The sequence below is a fragment of the Burkholderia latens genome, from assembly GCF_902499045.1.
In the GTDB taxonomy this organism is placed as follows: Bacteria; Pseudomonadota; Gammaproteobacteria; order Burkholderiales; family Burkholderiaceae; genus Burkholderia; species Burkholderia latens.
Window position 1 is genome coordinate 16,992 of record NZ_CABVPL010000057.1, and the last position, 18,477, is coordinate 35,468.

The window sequence follows — 18,477 nt, forward strand, 5'->3', positions numbered from 1 at the left end:
GCTCGCGATTACTGGGCCAGCGGCAGCTTCGACTGCGCGACGTGGGAGAGGAGGTTTTCCACGGAAACGTGCATCACGTCGGTGAAAGGCTTCGGATACAGGCCCATCAGCAGCGTGAACGCGGCGAGCACGGCCAGCATCACGAATTCGCGACGGCCGATGTCCGTCAGCTTGGCAACGTGATCGTTCGCCACCGCGCCGAAGTACACGCGCTTGTACATCCACAGCGTGTACGCCGCGCCGAGGATCAGCGTGAATGCCGCGCCGAACGCGATCCAGAAGTTGTACTGGACGGCCGCGAGAATCACCATGAATTCGCCGACGAAACCCGACGTGCCCGGCAGGCCGCAGTTGGCCATCGAGAACAGCATCGCGAATGCCGCGAACTTCGGCATCACGTTCACGACGCCGCCGTAGTCGGCGATCTGGCGCGAGTGCACGCGGTCGTACAGCACGCCGATGCACAGGAACATCGCGCCCGACACGAAGCCGTGCGAGATCATCTGGACGATCGCGCCTTCGACGCCGAGCTGGTTGAAGATGAAGAAGCCGAGCGTGACGAAGCCCATGTGCGCGATCGACGAATACGCGACCAGCTTCTTCATGTCGGCCTGCACCATCGCGACGAGGCCGATGTAGATCACCGCGATCAGCGACAGCGTGATCACGACCGGTGCGAGGAAGTGGCTTGCGTCAGGCGTGATCGGCAACGAGAAACGCAGGAAGCCGTACGCGCCGAGCTTCAGCATGATCGCCGCCAGCACGACGGAGCCGCCCGTCGGCGCTTCCACGTGCGCGTCCGGCAGCCACGTGTGCACCGGCCACATCGGCACCTTCACCGCGAACGCGAGGAAGAATGCGATGAACAGCAGGATCTGCGGCGTCATCGCGATCTTCGCGTTCTGCCACGTCGCGAGGTCGAACGAGTGCGTCTCCGTGTACAGGTAGATCAGTGCGACCAGCATCAGCAGCGAGCCGGCGAGCGTGTACAGGAAGAACTTGAACGCCGCATACACGCGGTTCGGGCCGCCCCACACGCCGATGATGATGTACATCGGGATCAGGGTCGCCTCGAAGAACACGTAGAACAGCAGGCCGTCGGCCGCCGAGAACACGCCGATCATGATCCCGGACAGGATCAGGAACGCCGCGAGGTACTGCGCGACGTTCTCGGTGATCACTTCCCATGCGGCGATCACGACGATCACCGTGATCAGCGCGGTCAGCACGACGAACCACATCGAGATGCCGTCGACGCCGAGGTGATACGAAATGTCGAAGCGTTCGATCCAGGTCGACTTTTCGACGAACTGCAGCGCAGCCGTGCTCGAGTCGAAGCCCGTGATCAGCGGGATCGTGACCGCGAGGCCGAGCAGCGAACCGATCAGTGCGACCCAGCGGGCCGTCCCCGGATTTTTGTCGTTACCGACCGCGAGCACGAGGAGGCCGAAGACGATCGGCAGCCAGATCGCGGTACTGAGAATCGGAAAAGCGTGCATTAGTGTTGTCCCCCTGCCTTATTTGCCGCCGAGCGTTACAAACAGGGTCAGGAGCCCCAGCATGCCGATGATCATGGCGAACGCGTAGTGATAGATGTAACCGGATTGGAGGAAGCGGATCACGCCGGCGAACCAGCCGATGAACCGGGCGCTGCCGTTGACGAGGCCGTCGATCACGACGACGTCACCTTCCTTCCACAGGCCGCGGCCGATCGCCACCGAACCACGGGCGAACACCACTTCGTTGATCTTGTCCATGTAGTACTTGTTGTCCAGCAGCGTGTAGATCGGACCGAACGCGCGGCGGATCGACGCCGGCAGATCCGGACGCTTCAGGTACAGGAACCACGCGACGACGACACCGGCGAGCGCCAGCCAAACCGGCAGGCCCGACACCGAGTGCAGGCCCATGCCGACCCAGCCGTGGAACTCTTCGGCCATCTCGGCCAGCGCCGGATGGTTTTCGCCGATGAAGATCACCTTGTCGAACGCGACGCCGTGCTGGAAGAAGTCGCCGAACAGCATCGGGCCGATCGCGATCGCACCGATGATGATCGACGGAATCGCCAGCAGGACCAGCGGCACCCACACGACCCACGGGGTCTCGTGCGGCTCGTGCGCGTGATCGTCGTGACCGTGGCCATGGTCGTGGCCGTGATCGTCGTGACCGTGCGCGGCTGCCATGCCCATCGGCGATTCCGGATGCTTCGGATTGCGGAAGCGCTCTTCGCCGTGGAACACCAGGAAGTACATGCGGAACGAGTACAGCGCCGTGACGAACACGCTCGCGACGACCGCGAAGTATGCGAAGCCCGAACCCGGCAGGTGCGACAGCTTCACCGCGTCGATGATCGAGTCCTTCGAGTAGAAGCCCGAGAAGAACGGCGTACCGATCAGCGCCAGCGAGCCGACGAGCGACGTGATCCACGTGATCGGCATGTATTTGCGCAGGCCGCCCATGTTGCGCATGTCCTGATCATGGTGCATGCCCATGATCACCGAGCCGGCGCCGAGGAACAGCAGCGCCTTGAAGAACGCGTGCGTCATCAGGTGGAACACGGCGACCGGATACGCGGACACGCCGAGCGCGACGGTCATGTAGCCGAGCTGCGACAGCGTCGAGTACGCGACGACACGCTTGATGTCGTTCTGGACGATCCCGAGGAAGCCCATGAACAGTGCGGTGATCGCGCCGATCACCGTGATGAACGACAACGCGGTATCCGACAGTTCGAACAGCGGCGACATGCGCGACACCATGAAGATGCCGGCCGTCACCATCGTCGCCGCGTGGATCAGCGCGGAGATCGGGGTCGGGCCTTCCATCGAGTCAGGCAGCCACACGTGCAGCGGGAACTGCGCCGATTTACCCATCGCACCGATGAACAGGCAGATACAGGCGACGGTCAGCAGGCCCCAGTCGGTGCCCGGGAAGTGCAGGCTCGCGAGCTCCGCGCGCTTCGCGAACACTTCGCCGTAGTTCATCGAACCCGCGAACGCGAGCAGCAGGCCGATGCCGAGCAGGAAGCCGAAGTCGCCGACGCGGTTCACGAGGAACGCCTTCATGTTCGCGTAGATCGCGCTCTCACGCGTGAAGTAGAAGCCGATCAGCAGGTACGACACCAGACCCACCGCTTCCCAGCCGAAGAACAGCTGCAGGAAGTTGTTGCTCATCACGAGCATCAGCATCGAGAACGTGAACAGCGAGATGTACGAGAAGAAGCGCTGGTAGCCGTCTTCTTCCGACATGTAGCCGATCGTGTACACGTGCACCATCAGCGACACGAAGGTCACGACGACCATCATCATCGCGGTCAGCGAATCGACGAGGAAGCCGACTTCGAGTTTCAGCGAGCCGACGTTCATCCATTCATAGACGGTCGCGTTGAAGCTCGCGCCGCCCATCACGTCGACGAAGACTTTCGCCGACAGGAGGAACGCGATCAATACGCCGAGGATCGTGATCCGGTGTGCGCCCTTGCGCCCGACTGCGTTCCCGAACAGCCCCGCAATCAGCGAGCCGGCCAGCGGAGCGAGCGGAATCGCCAGCAGCAGGTTTTCATTGAGTGTCGTTGACATAACAGCGTTGCCTGAAATTAACCTTTGAGCTGATCGAGATCCTCGACATTGATCGTGTCGAGCTTACGGAACAGGGTCACCAGAATCGCGAGACCGATCGCGGCTTCCGCTGCGGCGACGGTCAGCACGAAGAACACGAAGATCTGGCCGTGCACGTCGCCGAGGTAGTGCGAGAACGCGACGAAGTTGGTGTTCACCGCCAGCAGCATCAGTTCGATCGCCATCAGGATGATGATGATGTTGCGGCGGTTCAGGAAAATCCCGACGATCGCGATCGCAAAGAGGATCGCGCCGAGCACGAGGTAGTGAGCAAGAGTCAGCATGGTTTTCTTTTCCTCCGCTTAGCCGTTGGTGCTCGTACCGGCTTCGCTCTGCGCCGTTTCCGGCTGCGGCTTTTCCGCTTCCATCTTCACGAGGCGCACGCGGTCGTCGCGGCGCACCTTGACCTGTTCCGACACGCGCTGGCGCTTGCTGTCCTTGCCCTTGCGCTCGGTCAGCCCGATCGCGGCGATGATCGCGACCAGCAGCACCAGGCCGGCGATTTCAAACGCGAAGATGTAGTCGGTGTAGATGACCTTGCCGATCAGACGCGTGTTCGACCAGTCAGCCATCGCGCCCGTCGCCATCGCGTGCGCCGCATGCGTGTCGCCGTAGCCGCGCCACAAGATCAGCGCGGTCTCGACCACGATGATCGCGCCGACCACGGTTGCCATCGGCACGAAGCGCTTGAAGTCGCGGCGCAGGTAATCGATGTTGATGTCGAGCATCATCACGACGAACAGGAACAGCACCATCACGGCGCCCACGTACACCAGCACCAGCAGGATCGCGAGGAATTCCGCTTCCAGCAGCATCCAGATCGCGGCCGCGTTGAAGAACGCCAGCACAAGGAAAAGCGCAGACGCCACCGGGTTGCGCGAAGTGATCACCTTCAGCCCTGATACCACCAGGAGCAGCGCGAAGATGTAGAACAGTACGGTCGTGAATTCCATGATTACCGGTTCATCGTTAGGCCATAGTCAGGCGCGGCTTGCGGGACGCCCGCACCCGTCGCGGCGGCACGGCCCGTTCATCGCGGGCCGGCACTGCAAACACAATCAACGATACGGCGCGTCGGCGGCCTTCGCCGCGGCGATGTCCTTCTCGTAGCGATCGCCCACCGCGAGCAGCATTTCCTTCGTGAAATACAGGTCGCCGCGCTTTTCGCCGTGGTACTCGAGAATCTGCGTCTCGACGATCGAATCGACCGGGCAGCTTTCCTCGCAGAAACCGCAGAAGATGCACTTCGTCAGGTCGATGTCGTAGCGCGTCGTGCGGCGCGTGTTGTCCGCGCGCGTTTCCGATTCGATCGTGATCGCCAGCGCGGGGCACACGGCCTCGCACAGCTTGCACGCGATGCAGCGCTCTTCGCCGTTCTCATAGCGGCGCAGTGCATGCAGCCCGCGAAAGCGCGGCGAGATCGGGGTCTTCTCTTCCGGGAACTGCACGGTGAACTTGCGCCGGAACGTGTAACGACCGGTCAGCGCGAGCCCCTTCAGCAGCTCCGTCAGGAAGAAGGTCTTAAAGAAGTGTTGGATTGCCGTCATGATTTCGTCCGATCTTTACTTCACCCAGATGTTGAGCGGCGACATCATCCAGAAGCCGACCACGACCACCCAGATCACCGTGACAGGCAGGAACACCTTCCAGCCCAGGCGCATGATCTGGTCGTAACGGTAGCGCGGGAACGTCGCGCGGACCCAGATGAACACCGACAGCAGCGCGAATACCTTCAGCACCAGCCAGAAGATGCCCGGAATGAACGACAGGAATTCGAACGGTGCGTCCCAGCCGCCGAGGAACAGCGTCGCGGCCAGTGCCGAGATCACGATCATGTTGATGTACTCGGCGAGGAAGAACAGCGCGAACGCCATACCCGAGTAATCGATCATGTGACCCGCGACGATCTCCGACTCCCCTTCCACCACGTCGAACGGGTGGCGGTTCGTTTCGGCGATCCCGGACACGAAGTAGACGACGAACGCCGGCAGCAGCGGCAGCCAGTTCCACGACAGGAAGTTCACGCCGTGGCCGGCGAAGAAGCCGTGCTGCTGCGAGCCGACGATTTCGGACAGGTTGAGGCTGCCGGCCGTCATCAGCACGAGCACCAGCGCGAAGCCCATCGAAATTTCGTACGACACCATCTGCGCCGCGGCCCGCATCGCGCCGAGGAACGCGTACTTCGAGTTCGACGCCCAGCCGGCGAGAATCACCGCGTACACGCCGATCGACGAGATCGCCATCGCATACAGCAGGCCGGCGTTCACGTTCGCGAGCACGGCTTCGGCCTGGAACGGGATCACGGCCCAGACGGCGAACGCCGGCACGACGGTCATGATCGGCGCGATCAGGTACAGCCAGCGGCTGGCGGCCGTCGGCTGAATGACTTCCTTCAGCAGCAGCTTCAGCACGTCGGCGATCGGCTGCAGCAGGCCGGCGGGGCCGACGCGGTTCGGGCCGAGACGCACGTGCATCCAGCCGATCAGCTTGCGTTCCCACAGAATCAGGTACGCGACGCACAGCAGGATCACGACGGCGACGACGAGAATGCGCACGAGCGCCCACACCGTCGGCCATGCGACGCCGAGAAGCTGGGCTCCGCCCGCGTTGATCGTATCGAACAAGCTCATTTACGCCTTCTCCACCACCAGTTCACCGGACAGGCTGCCGAGCGCTGCGCCGGCAGGCGTTGCCGCCGACACGCGAACGACCGTCTCCGCAAGATTCGCGTCGCGCACGGCCGGCAACTGCACCGCGCGCTCGCCCTGGCGCACGCGCACCGCGTCGCCTTCCTTCAAGCCCAGCTTGTCGAACAACGCGGCCGGCAGCGCTGCGGCATTCGCCGCCTTCGCGGCGGCCGTCAGGTGCAGCGCACCCGCGCGGCGCACGAGCGCGTCGGCGTGATAGATCGGCACGTCGGCGAGGCGCTCGTAGCTGCCGTTCGCGGCAGGCGCCGCAACGCGGGCCGGCGCGACCGACGCCTGGTTCGACAGACGGTTCGCGACGCCTGCGTCGCCGAGCGCCGCGAGACGCACTTCTTCGGCGGTCTCGTATTCGAAGTTCGGCAGGCCGAGCAGGCTGCCGAGCACACGCAGCACCTTCCAGGCCGGGCGCGTGTCGCCGAGCGGGCGCACGACGCCGTTGAAGCTCTGCACGGTGCCTTCGGCGTTGACGAACGTACCGGCCGTTTCAGTGAACGGCGCGATCGGCAGCAGCACGTCGGCGTAATCGAGGCCGTGCTTGAACGGCGACATCACGACGACCATTTCGGCCTGGTTCAGCGCGGCAAGTGCCTGCGCCGGATCGGCCGTGTCGAATTCCGGTTCGACGTTCAGCAGCACGTAGCCCTTGCGCGGCTGCGCGAACGCTTCGCGTGCGTTCAGGCCGCCTTCGCCCGGCAGTGCGCCGACGACGTGCGCGCCGACCGTGTTCGCCGCTTCCGTCAGGAAGCCGAGCGTGGCGCCGGTGTTGTCGGCGATCCACTGCGCGACCGCGTGCAGCTGCGCGAATTGCGGATGACGGACCGCGACGTTGCCGAGCAGCACCGCGCGGCGCTCGCCATTCGCGAGCGACTGCGCGACTGCCTGCGCGGCAGCCGATGCGGTGACGCCGGCGAGCGCATCCGGCAGCGCGACGCCGCGCAGTTGCGCGACGGCCGCGGCGATGCCGGCCAGTTCGTCGACCCATGCGGACGGCGCCGCGACGATGCGCTGCGCGGTCGGGATCAGCGAGTCGTCGGCGGTCGCGTGCAGGAAATGCAGCTTCGCGCCGTTCTTCGCGGCCTGACGCAGGCGCGCGGCGAACAGCGGGTGGTCGCGGCGCAGGAACGAGCCAACGACGAACGCGGCATCGACGTTCGACAGTTCCGCGATCGGCATGCCGAGCCACGGTGCGCCCTGGACAGGCGCCGAGAAATCCTGCTGACGCAGCCGGAAGTCGACGTTCGGCGTCTTCAGTTCGCTCGCGAGCTGCTTGACGAGGAACAGCTCTTCAGCGGTGCTGTGCGCGCTCGCGAGCATCGCCAGCGCGTTCGCGCCGTGATCCGCGGCGATGCCCTTCAGGCCCTTCGCGACGTATTCGAGTGCGGTCTGCCAGTCGGTTTCGATCCACTGGCCGCCCTGCTTCAGCATCGGCTTCGTCAGGCGCTCTTCGCTGTTCAGGCCTTCGTACGAGAAACGATCCTTGTCGGAGATCCAGCATTCGTTGATCGCTTCGTTCTCGAACGGCAGCACGCGCATCACGCGGTTGTTCTTCACCTGCACGACGAGGTTCGCGCCGACGGAATCGTGCGGGCTCACCGACTTGCGGCGCGACAGTTCCCACGTGCGGGCGCTGTAGCGGAACGGCTTGCTGGTCAGCGCGCCGACCGGGCACAGGTCGATCATGTTGCCCGACAGCTCGGAGTCGACCGTCTTGCCGACGAACGTCGTGATTTCCGAGTGCTCGCCGCGGCCCAGCATGCCGAGCTCCATCACGCCGGCGATTTCCTGGCCGAACCGAACGCAGCGCGTGCAGTGGATGCAGCGCGACATTTCTTCCATCGAGATCAGCGGGCCCACGTTCTTGTGGAACACCACGCGCTTTTCTTCCGAATAGCGCGACGACGACTTGCCGTAGCCGACCGCCAGATCCTGCAGCTGGCATTCGCCGCCCTGATCGCAGATCGGGCAATCGAGCGGGTGGTTGATGAGGAGGAATTCCATCACCGACTGCTGCGCCTTCACGGCCTTGTCGGACTGCGTGCGCACGATCATGCCGGCCGACACGGGCGTCGCGCAGGCAGGCACGGCCTTCGGCATCTTCTCGACTTCGACGAGACACATCCGGCAGTTGGCCGCGACCGACAGTTTCTTGTGATAGCAGAAGTGAGGAATGTACGTATCCGCCTTGTGCGCAGCCTGGATCACCATGCTGCCTTCGGGCACCTCGACCTTCTTGCCGTCTATTTCAAGTTCAACCATGATGGTGAATGGTCCTTAACCTATTTCCGCCCGTTCGCGCCTTGGCCCGACCGTGCGCTCAAATTCCGCAACCGGTGCTTCGCTTCAGGCTGCCGCCGCGTGCGCGTGGCCGCCGACCATGCACTGCTTGTGCTCGACGTGGTACGCGAATTCGTCCCAGTAATGCTTGAGCATCCCGCGCACCGGCATCGCCGCCGCATCGCCGAGCGCGCAGATCGTGCGGCCCATGATGTTCTCGGCGACCGAGTTCAGCAGGTCCAGATCTTCCTGGCGCCCTTCGCCGTGCTCGATACGATTCACGACGCGGTACAGCCAGCCCGTGCCTTCGCGGCACGGCGTGCACTGGCCGCACGATTCCTCGTAATAGAAGTACGACAGGCGCAGCAGCGAACGCACCATGCAGCGCGTCTCGTCCATCACGATCACCGCGCCGGAGCCGAGCATCGAGCCCGCCTTCGCGATCGAGTCGTAATCGAGATCGGTCTGCATCATGATGTCGCCCGGGATCACCGGCGCCGACGAGCCGCCCGGAATCACGGCCTTGATCTTGCGGCCGCCGCGCATCCCGCCCGCGAGCTCCATCAACGTCGCGAACGGCGTGCCGAGCGGCACTTCGTAGTTGCCCGGACGCTCGACGTCGCCCGACACCGAGAAGATCTTCGTGCCGCCGTTGTTCGGCTTGCCGATCTCGAGGTAATTCTGCGGCCCGATGGACAGCAGGAACGGCACCGCCGCGAACGTCTCGGTGTTGTTGATCGTGGTCGGCTTGCCGTACACGCCGAAGCTCGCCGGGAACGGCGGCTTGAAGCGCGGCTGGCCCTTCTTGCCTTCGAGCGACTCGAGCAGCGCCGTTTCCTCGCCGCAGATGTACGCGCCGTAACCGTGGTGCGCGTGCAGCTGGAACGAGAATTCCGAGCCCATGATGTTGTCGCCGAGGAACCCGGCCGCGCGCGCTTCGTCGAGCGCGGCTTCGAAGCGTCGATACACTTCGAAGATTTCGCCGTGGATGTAGTTGTAGCCGACGGTGATGCCCATCGCGTACGCGCCGATGGCCATGCCTTCGATCAGCGCATGCGGGTTCCAACGCAGGATGTCGCGATCCTTGAACGTGCCCGGCTCGCCTTCGTCCGAGTTGCAGACGAGGTACTTCTGCCCCGGGAACTGGCGCGGCATGAAGCTCCACTTCAGGCCGGTCGGGAAGCCCGCACCGCCACGGCCACGCAGGCCCGACGCCTTCACGTCGGCGATCACCTGCTCGGGCGGAATCTTTTCTTCGAGAATGCGGCGCAGCTGCTTGTAGCCGCCGCGCGCAACGTAATCTTCGAGATGCCAGTTCTCGCCGTTCAGACCAGCGAGGATCAGCGGTTTGATGTGACGGTCGTGAAGGGACGTCATTTCGAAAGCTCCTCAAGCAGCTGGTCGATCTTCTCGCGGCTCATGAAGCTGCACATTCTGTGATTGTTCACCAGCAGCACCGGCGCATCGCCGCACGAGCCCATGCATTCGCCTTCCTTCAGCGTGAACTTGCCGTCGGGCGTGGTCTCGCCGAAATCGATGCCCAGCTTCTGTTTCAGGTACTCGGCCGTCGCTTCCGCGCCGCCGTGCGGACCGAGCTGGCACGGCAGGTTCGTGCAGAGCGTGATCTTGTGCTTGCCGACCGGTTTGAGCTCGTACATCGTGTAGAACGTCGCGACTTCCTGCACGGCGACGGCCGGCATGCCGAGATAGTCCGCGACGAACTGCATCAGTTCGGGCGACAGCCAGCCGTGCTCTTCCTGAGCGACGGCCAACGCCGACATCACGGCGGACTGTTTCTGATCGGCGGGATACTTCGTCAACGCTCGATCGATTTCCTTCAGGCCTTCAGCTGAGATCATTTTCAGACACGACTCTTTCAATTCCTACCGAACGAACAACCTGCCGCACTGCTGTGCATGGACGGCAGACCTGGCGCTCACTGTTGACAGCTTGCGAAGCCGCGCCGGTTCAGCGCATACCGCATGTGACTTCGCGTGTGACTGACTGCTCGCCGCCCGCTCGCGCGGGCGGCGCAACCATTAGCGATCGATTTCGCCGAACACGATGTCCTGCGTACCGATGATCGTGACGGCGTCGGCAATCATGTGGCCGCGCGCCATTTCGTCGAGCGACGCGAGGTGCGCGAAGCCCGGTGCGCGGATCTTGAGGCGATACGGCTTGTTGGCACCATCCGACACGAGATAGATGCCGAACTCGCCCTTCGGATGCTCGACTGCGGCGTACGTTTCGCCTTCCGGCACGTGAAAACCTTCGGTGAAGAGCTTGAAGTGGTGAATCAAGTCTTCCATGTTGGTCTTCATGCCGACGCGCGACGGCGGCGCAACCTTGTGATTGTCGGTCATCACGGGGCCCGGATTCTTGCGGAGCCACTCAATACACTGTTTCGCGATCCGGACCGACTGGCGCATTTCTTCGACGCGCACGAGATAGCGGTCGTAGCAATCGCCGTTCACGCCGACCGGCACGTCGAAATCCATGCGATCGTACACTTCGTACGGCTGCTTCTTGCGCAGGTCCCACGCGATGCCGGAGCCGCGCAACATCGGGCCCGTCAGGCCCATCTGCAGCGCACGTTCCGGGCTGACGACGCCGATCCCGACCAGACGCTGTTTCCAGATCCGGTTGTCGGTCAGCAGCGTTTCGTACTCGTCGATGCACTTCGGGAAGCGCGTAAAGAAATCGTCGATGAAGTCGAGCACCGAGCCGCTGCGCGCTTCGTTCATCTTCGCGAGCGCCTTCTCGTTGCGAATCTTCGACGCCTTGTATTGCGGCATCGCGTCCGGCAGGTCGCGATAGACGCCGCCCGGACGGTAGTACGCGGCGTGCATCCGCGCACCGGACACCGCCTCGTACACGTCCATCAGATCTTCGCGCTCGCGGAATGCGTACAGGAACACCGCCATCGCGCCGACGTCGAGTGCGTGCGCGCCGATCCACATCAGGTGGTTCAGCACGCGCGTGATCTCGTCGAACAGCACGCGGATGTACTGCGCGCGCTCCGGCACGTCGATGCCGAGCAGGCGCTCGATCGCGAGCACGTAGCCGTGTTCGTTGACCATCATCGACACGTAGTCGAGACGGTCCATGTACGGCACGGACTGGATGAAGGTCTTGTTTTCCGCGAGCTTTTCAGTCGCGCGGTGCAGCAGGCCGATGTGCGGATCGGCGCGCTGGATCACTTCGCCGTCGAGCTCGAGCACGAGGCGCAGCACACCGTGCGCTGCCGGGTGCTGCGGGCCGAAGTTGAGGGTGTAGTTCTTGATTTCTGCCATGACGCCCCCTTAATGTTTCAGACCGCCATAGCGATCCTCGCGGATCACGCGCGGCGTGATTTCGCGCGGCTCGATCGTCACCGGCTGGTAGACGACTCGCTTCTCTTCCGGGTCGTAACGCATTTCGACGTAGCCCGACACCGGGAAGTCCTTGCGGAACGGATGACCGATGAAGCCGTAGTCGGTGAGGATGCGGCGCAGGTCGGGGTGGCCCTCGAACACGAGACCGTAGAGATCGAACGCTTCGCGCTCGTACCAGTTTGCGGAGGTCCAGATGTCGACGAGCGACGCGACGATCGGCAGATCGTCGTCCGGCGCGAACACGCGCAGGCGCAGGCGCCAGTTGTTCGTGACCGACAGCAGCTGCGACACGGCCGCGAAGCGCGGGCCGTCGTACGCGCCGTCGCCATACGTTTGATAGTCGACGCCGCACAGGTCGATCAGCTGCTCGAAACGGAGCTTCGGATCGTCGCGCAGCGTCTTTGCGACTTCGAGGTAATCGCTCGCCTTCACGACGAGCGTCAGTTCACCGATCGCTTCGGTGAGGCTCACCACGCGCGCGCCGAGCGCGGCTTCGAGGTTTGCCTTGAGGGTCTCGATTTTGCTTGCCATATTGAGGGGACGCTCGGGGCTTTATTGACGGGCGATGGTGTTGGTGCGGCGGATCTTCGCCTGAAGCTGGATCACGCCGTAGACCAGCGCCTCGGCCGTAGGCGGACAGCCCGGCACGTAGACGTCGACCGGCACGATCCGGTCGCAACCGCGGACCACCGAGTACGAGTAGTGGTAGTAGCCGCCGCCGTTCGCGCACGACCCCATCGAGATCACCCAGCGCGGCTCGGCCATCTGGTCGTACACGCGGCGCAGCGCGGGCGCCATCTTGTTGCACAGCGTGCCGGCCACGATCATCACGTCCGACTGGCGCGGGCTCGGGCGAAACACGACGCCGAACCGGTCCAGGTCGTAACGGGCCGCGCCCGCATGCATCATCTCGACGGCGCAACACGCGAGCCCGAACGTCATCGGCCACAGCGAGCCGGTGCGCGTCCAGTTGATCAGCTTGTCAGCCGTCGTGGTGACAAACCCTTCCTTCAAGACCCCTTCGATACTCATTTGCTTTCCACTCCAGACGAGCGGCCCAGCGTGGCCGCCCATGCAAACCGGCGATTAACCCATCACTCCCAGTCGAGGCCGCCTTTCTTCCAGATATAGGCAAAGCCCAGCAGGAATTCGAGCAGAAAAATCATCATTGCGATGAAACCCGGCCAGCCGATGTCCCGGAGCGCGACGCCCCACGGAAACAGGAATGCGGTTTCGAGATCGAAGATGATGAACAGGATGGCGACGAGGTAGTACCGGACGTCGAATTTCATCCGGGCGTCTTCAAAGGCTTCGAAGCCGCACTCGTACGGTGCGTTCTTCTCGACGTCCGGCTTGTTGGGACCAAGGAGCTTGCCGATGCTGACCAGCGCTATACCTAAACCAGTGCCCACGAGGAGGAACAACAAGACGGGGTAATAGGCTGCGAGGTTCAAGGCAATCCTCTATCGGTTGGTTCTGAGCGTCCGGAGAATACCACTTCCGGCGGAAGGAATCATTTCGGAGTGCAGGCGATCACAAGACAATCGCAAGGGACACCCCACAAATGAAAAATGCCAGCCACTAGAAGCGGCTGGCATTGAGTAACTTTGGTGCCGACGGCGAGACTCGAACTCGCACAGCTTTCGCCACTACCCCCTCAAGATAGCGTGTCTACCAATTTCACCACGTCGGCACTGCATGCAACTCGGGTTGTACTGCTCGTTTCCCGCGAATCGCTTCAAGAATTAAATTCTAACCCGAGTTCCAGATTTGTTCAACGCACAAACGCAAAAAATTGAACTTTTATTTCGGGACGTCCTGGCCCGGCGCGCTTGCAGCCGAACCCGCGGCAGCGGATGCTGCGACGGCCGGCGCCGACGCTGCGGGCGCCGATGCCGGCGCGGTCGCTACCGTGCCGAGCACGCCGGCCGACGGTGTCGACTTGTACGAACCGAGGTACGTCAGCGCGAGCGTCGCGACGAAGAAGATCGTCGCGAGGATGCCCGTCGTGCGAGACAGGAAGTTCGCCGAGCCCGTCGCACCGAACAGGCTGCCCGATGCGCCGCTGCCGAATGCGGCACCCATGTCGGCACCCTTGCCGTGCTGCAACAGCACGAGCCCGATCACACCCAGCGCAGACAGCACCTGCACGACAATAATCAGCGTCTTGAATAACAGCATCACACCCACCCGATTGGATCGGGCGACCGGAACGACCGGCCGCCTTCATGGTTCAATTCGATTGCGGACCGCTCAACGTGCGGCCCGGCAGATCGCCAGGAAATCTTCCGCCTTCAGCGACGCGCCGCCGATCAGGCCGCCGTCGATGTCCGGCTGCGAGAACAGCTCTTCCGCGTTGTCCGGCTTCACGCTGCCGCCGTACAGCACGGACACGTGCGCCGCCCCCTTCGCCGCGAGACGCGCACGCAGGAACGCGTGCACCTCCTGCGCCTGCGCCGACGTCGCACTCTTGCCCGTACCGATCGCCCACACCGGTTCGTATGCGACGACGATGCGCGCTGCTTCGTCGGCGCTCAGCACCGCAAGCACGGCGTCGAGCTGCGCACCGACCACCTGCTCGGTCGTGCCCGCTTCGCGCTCGTCGAGCGTTTCGCCGACGCATACGACAGGCGTGAGGCCTGCCGCAAGCGCACGCTGCGCCTTCGCGGCGACCGTCTCGCTGCGCTCGCCGTGATACGCGCGACGCTCCGAGTGACCGACGATCGCATACCGCGCGCCGAACTCCGCCACCATCGCGGCCGCGACCTCGCCGGTGAACGCGCCTTGCTCGTGCGCGGACACGTCCTGCGCGCCGAACGCGACACGGCCGCCGCCGAGCAGCGCCTGAACCTGCGCGAGATACGGGAACGGCACGCACACGCCGATCGACGTTTCCGCCGCCACCGCGCCCGCACCCTGCACCACTTCGTTCAGCAGCGCCTGGTTGCCGGCCAGCCGGCCGTGCATCTTCCAGTTGCCGATCACTCGCTTTGTTCGTTGTTTCGACATCGTGTCTGTCTCGTCACTATCTTGTCATTAACGCGCCGGAACCCGGCCGTCAGGTTGGATCTGGCGAAGCAAACCCGCGATTTTACTGCGCGCGGCTTGAACCGGTCAAACCGCGCATGTCAAGCCCGCCACGCGGGCCGTCACGCGTTCGCGCCCCAATCAAGGACGATCTTGCCGATGTGCTCGCCGCTTTCCATCAACGCATGCGCCTGCGCGGCCTCCCCGGCCGGCAGCACGCGGTAGATCACCGGCTTGATCCGGCCGTCCGCGAGCAACGGCCACACGCGCGCCTTCAGCTGCGCGGCGATCCGCGCCTTGAACTCGACCGGCCGCGGGCGCAGCGTCGAGCCCGTGACCGTCAGCCGGCGGCGCAGGATTTCGTTCAGGTTGACCTCGGCCTTCGCGCCGCCGAGCAGCGCGATCAGCACGAGGCGGCCGCCGTCCGCGAGCGCGGACAGCTCGCGCGGCACGTACGAGCCCGCGACCATGTCGAGAATCACGTCGACGCCGCGATCGTGCGTCAGCGACTTGACGACCTCGACGAAATCTTCGGTCTTGTAGTTGATCGCACGCTCGGCGCCGAGCGCCTCGCATGCGCGGCATTTGTCCTCGTTCCCGGCCGTCGCGAACACGCGAAAGCCGAGCGCATGCGCGATCTGGATCGCCGTCACGCCGATCCCGCTCGAGCCGCCCTGCACGAGGAGCGTTTCGTGCTCGCCGCCTTCGCCTGCGCCGAGCAGCGCGCGGTCGAACACGTTGCTCCACACGGTGAAGAACGTTTCAGGCAGCGACGCGGCTTCGATGTCGGTGAGCCCGTGGGGCACCGGCAGGCACTGCGGCAGCGGCGCGACCGCATACTCGGCGTAGCCGCCGCCCGCAAGCAGCGCGCACACGCGATCGCCGAGCTTCAGACCGAACGGATTCGACGCGGCATCCGACAAGTCGCCGCCGACGATTTCGCCCGCGACCTCGAGGCCCGGCAGATCGGACGCGCCCGGCGGCGGCGCATACGCACCCTTGCGCTGGAATACGTCCGGCCGGTTCACGCCGGAGGCCGCCACCTTGATCAGCACTTCCCCGCGCTGCGGTTCCGGGCGCGGACGCTCCGCGAGCTTCAACACGTCGGGGGCGCCGAATTCGGTGATTTCGATGGCTTTCATGGGAATCGCTCCAGAATCGGAATCGGATCACGCGCCGTGCGCGGCACGGGCGCGTCGCGGGCGCTGCTGCGCCGCACAACGATGCTACAGAAAAAACGGCCGGCGCGCTTTCGCGCTGCCGGCCGTTCTCCCGCCTGCCCGCTTACTGCTGCGGCGGCGTATCCGACTGCGACGCCGCCGCTGCTTCGTTCAGCAGCGCCTTCGCCGACAGACGCACGCGACCCTTCTCGTCCGTCTGGATCACCTTGACCTTCACCTGCTGGCCTTCCTTCAGGTAGTCGTTGATGTCCTTCACGCGCTCGTTGACGATTTCCGAGATGTGCAGCAGGCCGTCCTTGCCCGGCAGCAGGTTTACGATCGCGCCGAAATCGAGCAGCTTGAGCACCGTGCCTTCGTACACCTGGCCGACTTCGATCTCGGCCGTGATCTGCTCGATGCGCTTCTTCGCTTCGGCCATGCCTTCGCTGCTCGTGCTCGCGATCGTCACGACGCCGTCGTCGGAGATGTCGATCGTCGTGCCGGTTTCTTCCGTCAGCGCGCGGATCACCGAACCGCCCTTGCCGATCACGTCGCGGATCTTTTCCGGGTTGATCTTGATCGTGATCATGCGCGGCGCGAATTCCGACAGCTGCGTGTTCGCACCCGAAACGGCCGCCGTCATCTTGCCGAGGATGTGCATGCGGCCTTCCTTCGCCTGCGCGAGCGCGACCTGCATGATTTCCTTCGTGATGCCCTGGATCTTGATGTCCATCTGCAGCGCCGTCACGCCTTGCTCGGTGCCGGCTACCTTGAAGTCCATGTCGCCGAGGTGGTCTTCGTCGCCGAGAATGTCGGTCAGCACCGCGAACTTGTTGCCTTCGAGGATCAGGCCCATCGCGATGCCCGCGACGTGCGCCTTCATCGGCACGCCGGCGTCCATCAGCGCGAGGCAGCCGCCGCACACCGATGCCATCGACGACGAACCGTTCGACTCGGTGATTTCCGACACGACGCGAATCGAGTAGCCGAATTCGTCGGCGCTCGGCAGGCACTTGACCAGTGCGCGCTTCGCAAGGCGGCCGTGGCCGATTTCACGGCGCTTCGGCGAGCCGACGCGGCCCGTTTCGCCGGTCGCGAACGGCGGCATGTTGTAGTGGAGCATGAAGCGCTCGCGGTATTCGCCTTCGAGCGCGTCGATGATCTGCTCGTCACCCTTCGTGCCGAGCGTCGCGACGACGAGCGCCTGCGTTTCGCCGCGCGTGAACAGCGCGGACCCGTGGGTGCGCGGCAGCACGCCGGTGCGGATCTCGATCGGACGCACGGTGCGCGTGTCGCGGCCGTCGATGCGCGGCTCGCCGTTCAGGATCTGCGAACGGACGATCTTCGCTTCGATGTCGAACAGGATGTTGCCGACGGTAGCTTTGTCGGCCGCGACCGTGCCGGCCGCCAGCGCTTCTTCCTCGAGCTTCGCCGAGGTCGCCGCGTAGACTTCCTTCAGCTTCGTCGAACGCGCCTGCTTGTCGCGCAGCTGGTAAGCCGCGAGCAGGTCGCCGTGCGCCAGTTCCGTCACGCGCGCGATCAGCGCCTCGTTCTTCGGTGCCGGCTGCCAGTCCCACTCGGGCTTGCCGCCTTCGCGCACGAGTTCGTGGATCGCGTCGATCGCGGTCTGCATCTGCTCGTGGCCGAACACGACCGCGCCCAGCATCACGTCTTCCGGCAGCTGGTCGGCTTCCGATTCGACCATCAGCACCGCACGCTCCGTGCCGGCGACGACGAGATCGAGGCGCGATGCCTTCAGCTGTTCACGCGTCGGGTTCAGCACGTACGCGTTGTCGATGTACGCGACGCGCGCGGCACCGACCGGACCGTTGAACGGCAGGCCCGACACGGCGAGCGCGGCCGATGCGCCGATCAGCGCGGGGATGTCCGCCGGGATTTCCGGGTTCACGGACAGCACGTGGATCACGACCTGGACTTCGTTGTAGAAGCCTTCCGGGAACAGCGGGCGCAGCGGACGGTCGATCAGGCGCGACGTCAGCGTCTCGTGTTCCGACGGACGACCTTCGCGACGGAAGAAGCCGCCCGGGATCTTGCCGGCCGAGTAGGTCTTTTCGAGGTAGTCGACGGTCAGCGGGAAGAAGTCCTGACCCGGCTTCGCCGACTTCGCGCCGACGACGGTTGCCAGCACGACGGTGTCTTCCACGTCGACGATCACCGCACCGCTCGCCTGGCGAGCGACTTCACCGGTTTCGAGGCGCACCTTGTGCTGGCCCCACTGGAATTCCTTCACGACCTTGTTGAACATGGACATGGTTGCTCCTTTGAATTCATTCATTTCATTCGCCGCCCGGGCCATCCC

At 64.1% G+C, this 18,477-nt stretch carries 17 protein-coding genes and 1 tRNA gene; all 18 read right to left on the reverse strand.

The features are described from left to right. Positions 1-8 precede the first annotated feature (8 nt). Positions 9-1,499 (reverse strand): NADH-quinone oxidoreductase subunit M, encoded by a 1,491-nt coding sequence (locus BSE24067_RS28000; protein WP_151065516.1) that lies wholly within the window; start codon positions 1,497-1,499, stop codon positions 9-11. An 18-nt stretch (positions 1,500-1,517) separates the two neighbouring features. After that, positions 1,518-3,578 (reverse strand): NADH-quinone oxidoreductase subunit L, encoded by a 2,061-nt coding sequence (gene nuoL / locus BSE24067_RS28005; RefSeq protein ID WP_151065515.1) that lies wholly within the window; start codon positions 3,576-3,578, stop codon positions 1,518-1,520. A gap of 17 nt (positions 3,579-3,595) precedes the next feature. Further along, positions 3,596-3,901, reverse strand: coding sequence for an NADH-quinone oxidoreductase subunit NuoK (gene nuoK / locus BSE24067_RS28010; RefSeq protein ID WP_004185739.1), 306 nt, complete (start codon positions 3,899-3,901; stop codon positions 3,596-3,598). Between the two features lie 18 nt (positions 3,902-3,919). After that, the gene (locus tag BSE24067_RS28015; protein WP_151065514.1) at positions 3,920-4,570 is read right to left on the reverse strand and encodes an NADH-quinone oxidoreductase subunit J; all 651 of its coding nucleotides are present in this window, start codon (positions 4,568-4,570) and stop codon (positions 3,920-3,922) included. A gap of 105 nt (positions 4,571-4,675) precedes the next feature. After that, positions 4,676-5,164, reverse strand: a complete 489-nt coding sequence (gene nuoI / locus BSE24067_RS28020) for an NADH-quinone oxidoreductase subunit NuoI (protein WP_006398806.1) — start codon at positions 5,162-5,164, stop codon at positions 4,676-4,678. Between the two features lie 15 nt (positions 5,165-5,179). Further along, positions 5,180-6,247, reverse strand: coding sequence for an NADH-quinone oxidoreductase subunit NuoH (gene nuoH, locus BSE24067_RS28025; protein WP_040144670.1), 1,068 nt, complete (start codon positions 6,245-6,247; stop codon positions 5,180-5,182). Next, complete coding sequence (gene nuoG / locus BSE24067_RS28030; RefSeq protein ID WP_151065513.1) at positions 6,248-8,578, reverse strand: NADH-quinone oxidoreductase subunit NuoG; 2,331 nt, start codon at positions 8,576-8,578, stop codon at positions 6,248-6,250. A gap of 84 nt (positions 8,579-8,662) precedes the next feature. Then, on the reverse strand, positions 8,663-9,973 hold the full coding sequence (gene nuoF, locus BSE24067_RS28035; RefSeq protein WP_059448009.1) for an NADH-quinone oxidoreductase subunit NuoF: 1,311 nt from the start codon (positions 9,971-9,973) through the stop codon (positions 8,663-8,665). Then, positions 9,970-10,455 carry an NADH-quinone oxidoreductase subunit NuoE gene (gene nuoE, locus BSE24067_RS28040; RefSeq protein ID WP_040144673.1) on the reverse strand — a complete coding sequence of 162 codons (486 nt, stop codon included), beginning with the start codon at positions 10,453-10,455 and terminating at the stop codon, positions 9,970-9,972. The genes nuoF and nuoE overlap by 4 nt, the downstream gene beginning before the upstream one ends. Positions 10,456-10,635: 180 nt before the next feature. After that, positions 10,636-11,889, reverse strand: coding sequence for an NADH-quinone oxidoreductase subunit D (locus BSE24067_RS28045; protein WP_151065512.1), 1,254 nt, complete (start codon positions 11,887-11,889; stop codon positions 10,636-10,638). Positions 11,890-11,898: 9 nt separating this feature from the next. Beyond that, a complete protein-coding gene (locus tag BSE24067_RS28050) occupies positions 11,899-12,501 on the reverse strand; it encodes an NADH-quinone oxidoreductase subunit C (RefSeq protein WP_124498165.1) in 603 nt (200 codons plus the stop codon). 21 nt (positions 12,502-12,522) lie between these two features. Next, complete coding sequence (locus BSE24067_RS28055) at positions 12,523-13,002, reverse strand: NuoB/complex I 20 kDa subunit family protein (protein WP_006398799.1); 480 nt, start codon at positions 13,000-13,002, stop codon at positions 12,523-12,525. A gap of 62 nt (positions 13,003-13,064) precedes the next feature. Further along, positions 13,065-13,424 (reverse strand): NADH-quinone oxidoreductase subunit A, encoded by a 360-nt coding sequence (locus BSE24067_RS28060; RefSeq protein WP_006398798.1) that lies wholly within the window; start codon positions 13,422-13,424, stop codon positions 13,065-13,067. 154 nt (positions 13,425-13,578) lie between these two features. Then, positions 13,579-13,663 (reverse strand) — tRNA-Leu (locus tag BSE24067_RS28065). Positions 13,664-13,773: 110 nt separating this feature from the next. Next, positions 13,774-14,151 (reverse strand): preprotein translocase subunit SecG, encoded by a 378-nt coding sequence (secG, locus tag BSE24067_RS28070; RefSeq protein ID WP_060348145.1) that lies wholly within the window; start codon positions 14,149-14,151, stop codon positions 13,774-13,776. Positions 14,152-14,223: 72 nt separating this feature from the next. After that, positions 14,224-14,979, reverse strand: coding sequence for a triose-phosphate isomerase (tpiA, locus tag BSE24067_RS28075; RefSeq protein WP_151065511.1), 756 nt, complete (start codon positions 14,977-14,979; stop codon positions 14,224-14,226). Positions 14,980-15,119: 140 nt separating this feature from the next. Next, the gene (locus tag BSE24067_RS28080) at positions 15,120-16,139 is read right to left on the reverse strand and encodes an NAD(P)H-quinone oxidoreductase (protein WP_151065510.1); all 1,020 of its coding nucleotides are present in this window, start codon (positions 16,137-16,139) and stop codon (positions 15,120-15,122) included. Between the two features lie 142 nt (positions 16,140-16,281). Then, on the reverse strand, positions 16,282-18,429 hold the full coding sequence (gene pnp / locus BSE24067_RS28085) for a polyribonucleotide nucleotidyltransferase (protein ID WP_151065509.1): 2,148 nt from the start codon (positions 18,427-18,429) through the stop codon (positions 16,282-16,284). Between the last annotated feature and the right edge of the window lie 48 nt (positions 18,430-18,477).

Coding starts and splice junctions, on each gene's coding strand:
- BSE24067_RS28080 (WP_151065510.1), bottom strand. CDS start 16,139: ATGAAAGCCATCGAAATCACCGAATTCGGCGCCCCCGACGTGTTGAAG.
- BSE24067_RS28015 (WP_151065514.1), bottom strand. CDS start 4,570: ATGGAATTCACGACCGTACTGTTCTACATCTTCGCGCTGCTCCTGGTG.
- BSE24067_RS28050 (WP_124498165.1), bottom strand. CDS start 12,501: ATGGCAAGCAAAATCGAGACCCTCAAGGCAAACCTCGAAGCCGCGCTC.
- nuoK (WP_004185739.1), bottom strand. CDS start 3,901: ATGCTGACTCTTGCTCACTACCTCGTGCTCGGCGCGATCCTCTTTGCG.
- BSE24067_RS28045 (WP_151065512.1), bottom strand. CDS start 11,889: ATGGCAGAAATCAAGAACTACACCCTCAACTTCGGCCCGCAGCACCCG.
- nuoG (WP_151065513.1), bottom strand. CDS start 8,578: ATGGTTGAACTTGAAATAGACGGCAAGAAGGTCGAGGTGCCCGAAGGC.
- nuoI (WP_006398806.1), bottom strand. CDS start 5,164: ATGACGGCAATCCAACACTTCTTTAAGACCTTCTTCCTGACGGAGCTG.
- secG (WP_060348145.1), bottom strand. CDS start 14,151: ATGCTGTTATTCAAGACGCTGATTATTGTCGTGCAGGTGCTGTCTGCG.
- nuoH (WP_040144670.1), bottom strand. CDS start 6,247: ATGAGCTTGTTCGATACGATCAACGCGGGCGGAGCCCAGCTTCTCGGC.
- pnp (WP_151065509.1), bottom strand. CDS start 18,429: ATGTCCATGTTCAACAAGGTCGTGAAGGAATTCCAGTGGGGCCAGCAC.
- BSE24067_RS28055 (WP_006398799.1), bottom strand. CDS start 13,002: ATGAGTATCGAAGGGGTCTTGAAGGAAGGGTTTGTCACCACGACGGCT.
- nuoL (WP_151065515.1), bottom strand. CDS start 3,578: ATGTCAACGACACTCAATGAAAACCTGCTGCTGGCGATTCCGCTCGCT.
- tpiA (WP_151065511.1), bottom strand. CDS start 14,979: ATGTCGAAACAACGAACAAAGCGAGTGATCGGCAACTGGAAGATGCAC.
- nuoE (WP_040144673.1), bottom strand. CDS start 10,455: ATGATCTCAGCTGAAGGCCTGAAGGAAATCGATCGAGCGTTGACGAAG.
- nuoF (WP_059448009.1), bottom strand. CDS start 9,973: ATGACGTCCCTTCACGACCGTCACATCAAACCGCTGATCCTCGCTGGT.
- BSE24067_RS28000 (WP_151065516.1), bottom strand. CDS start 1,499: ATGCACGCTTTTCCGATTCTCAGTACCGCGATCTGGCTGCCGATCGTC.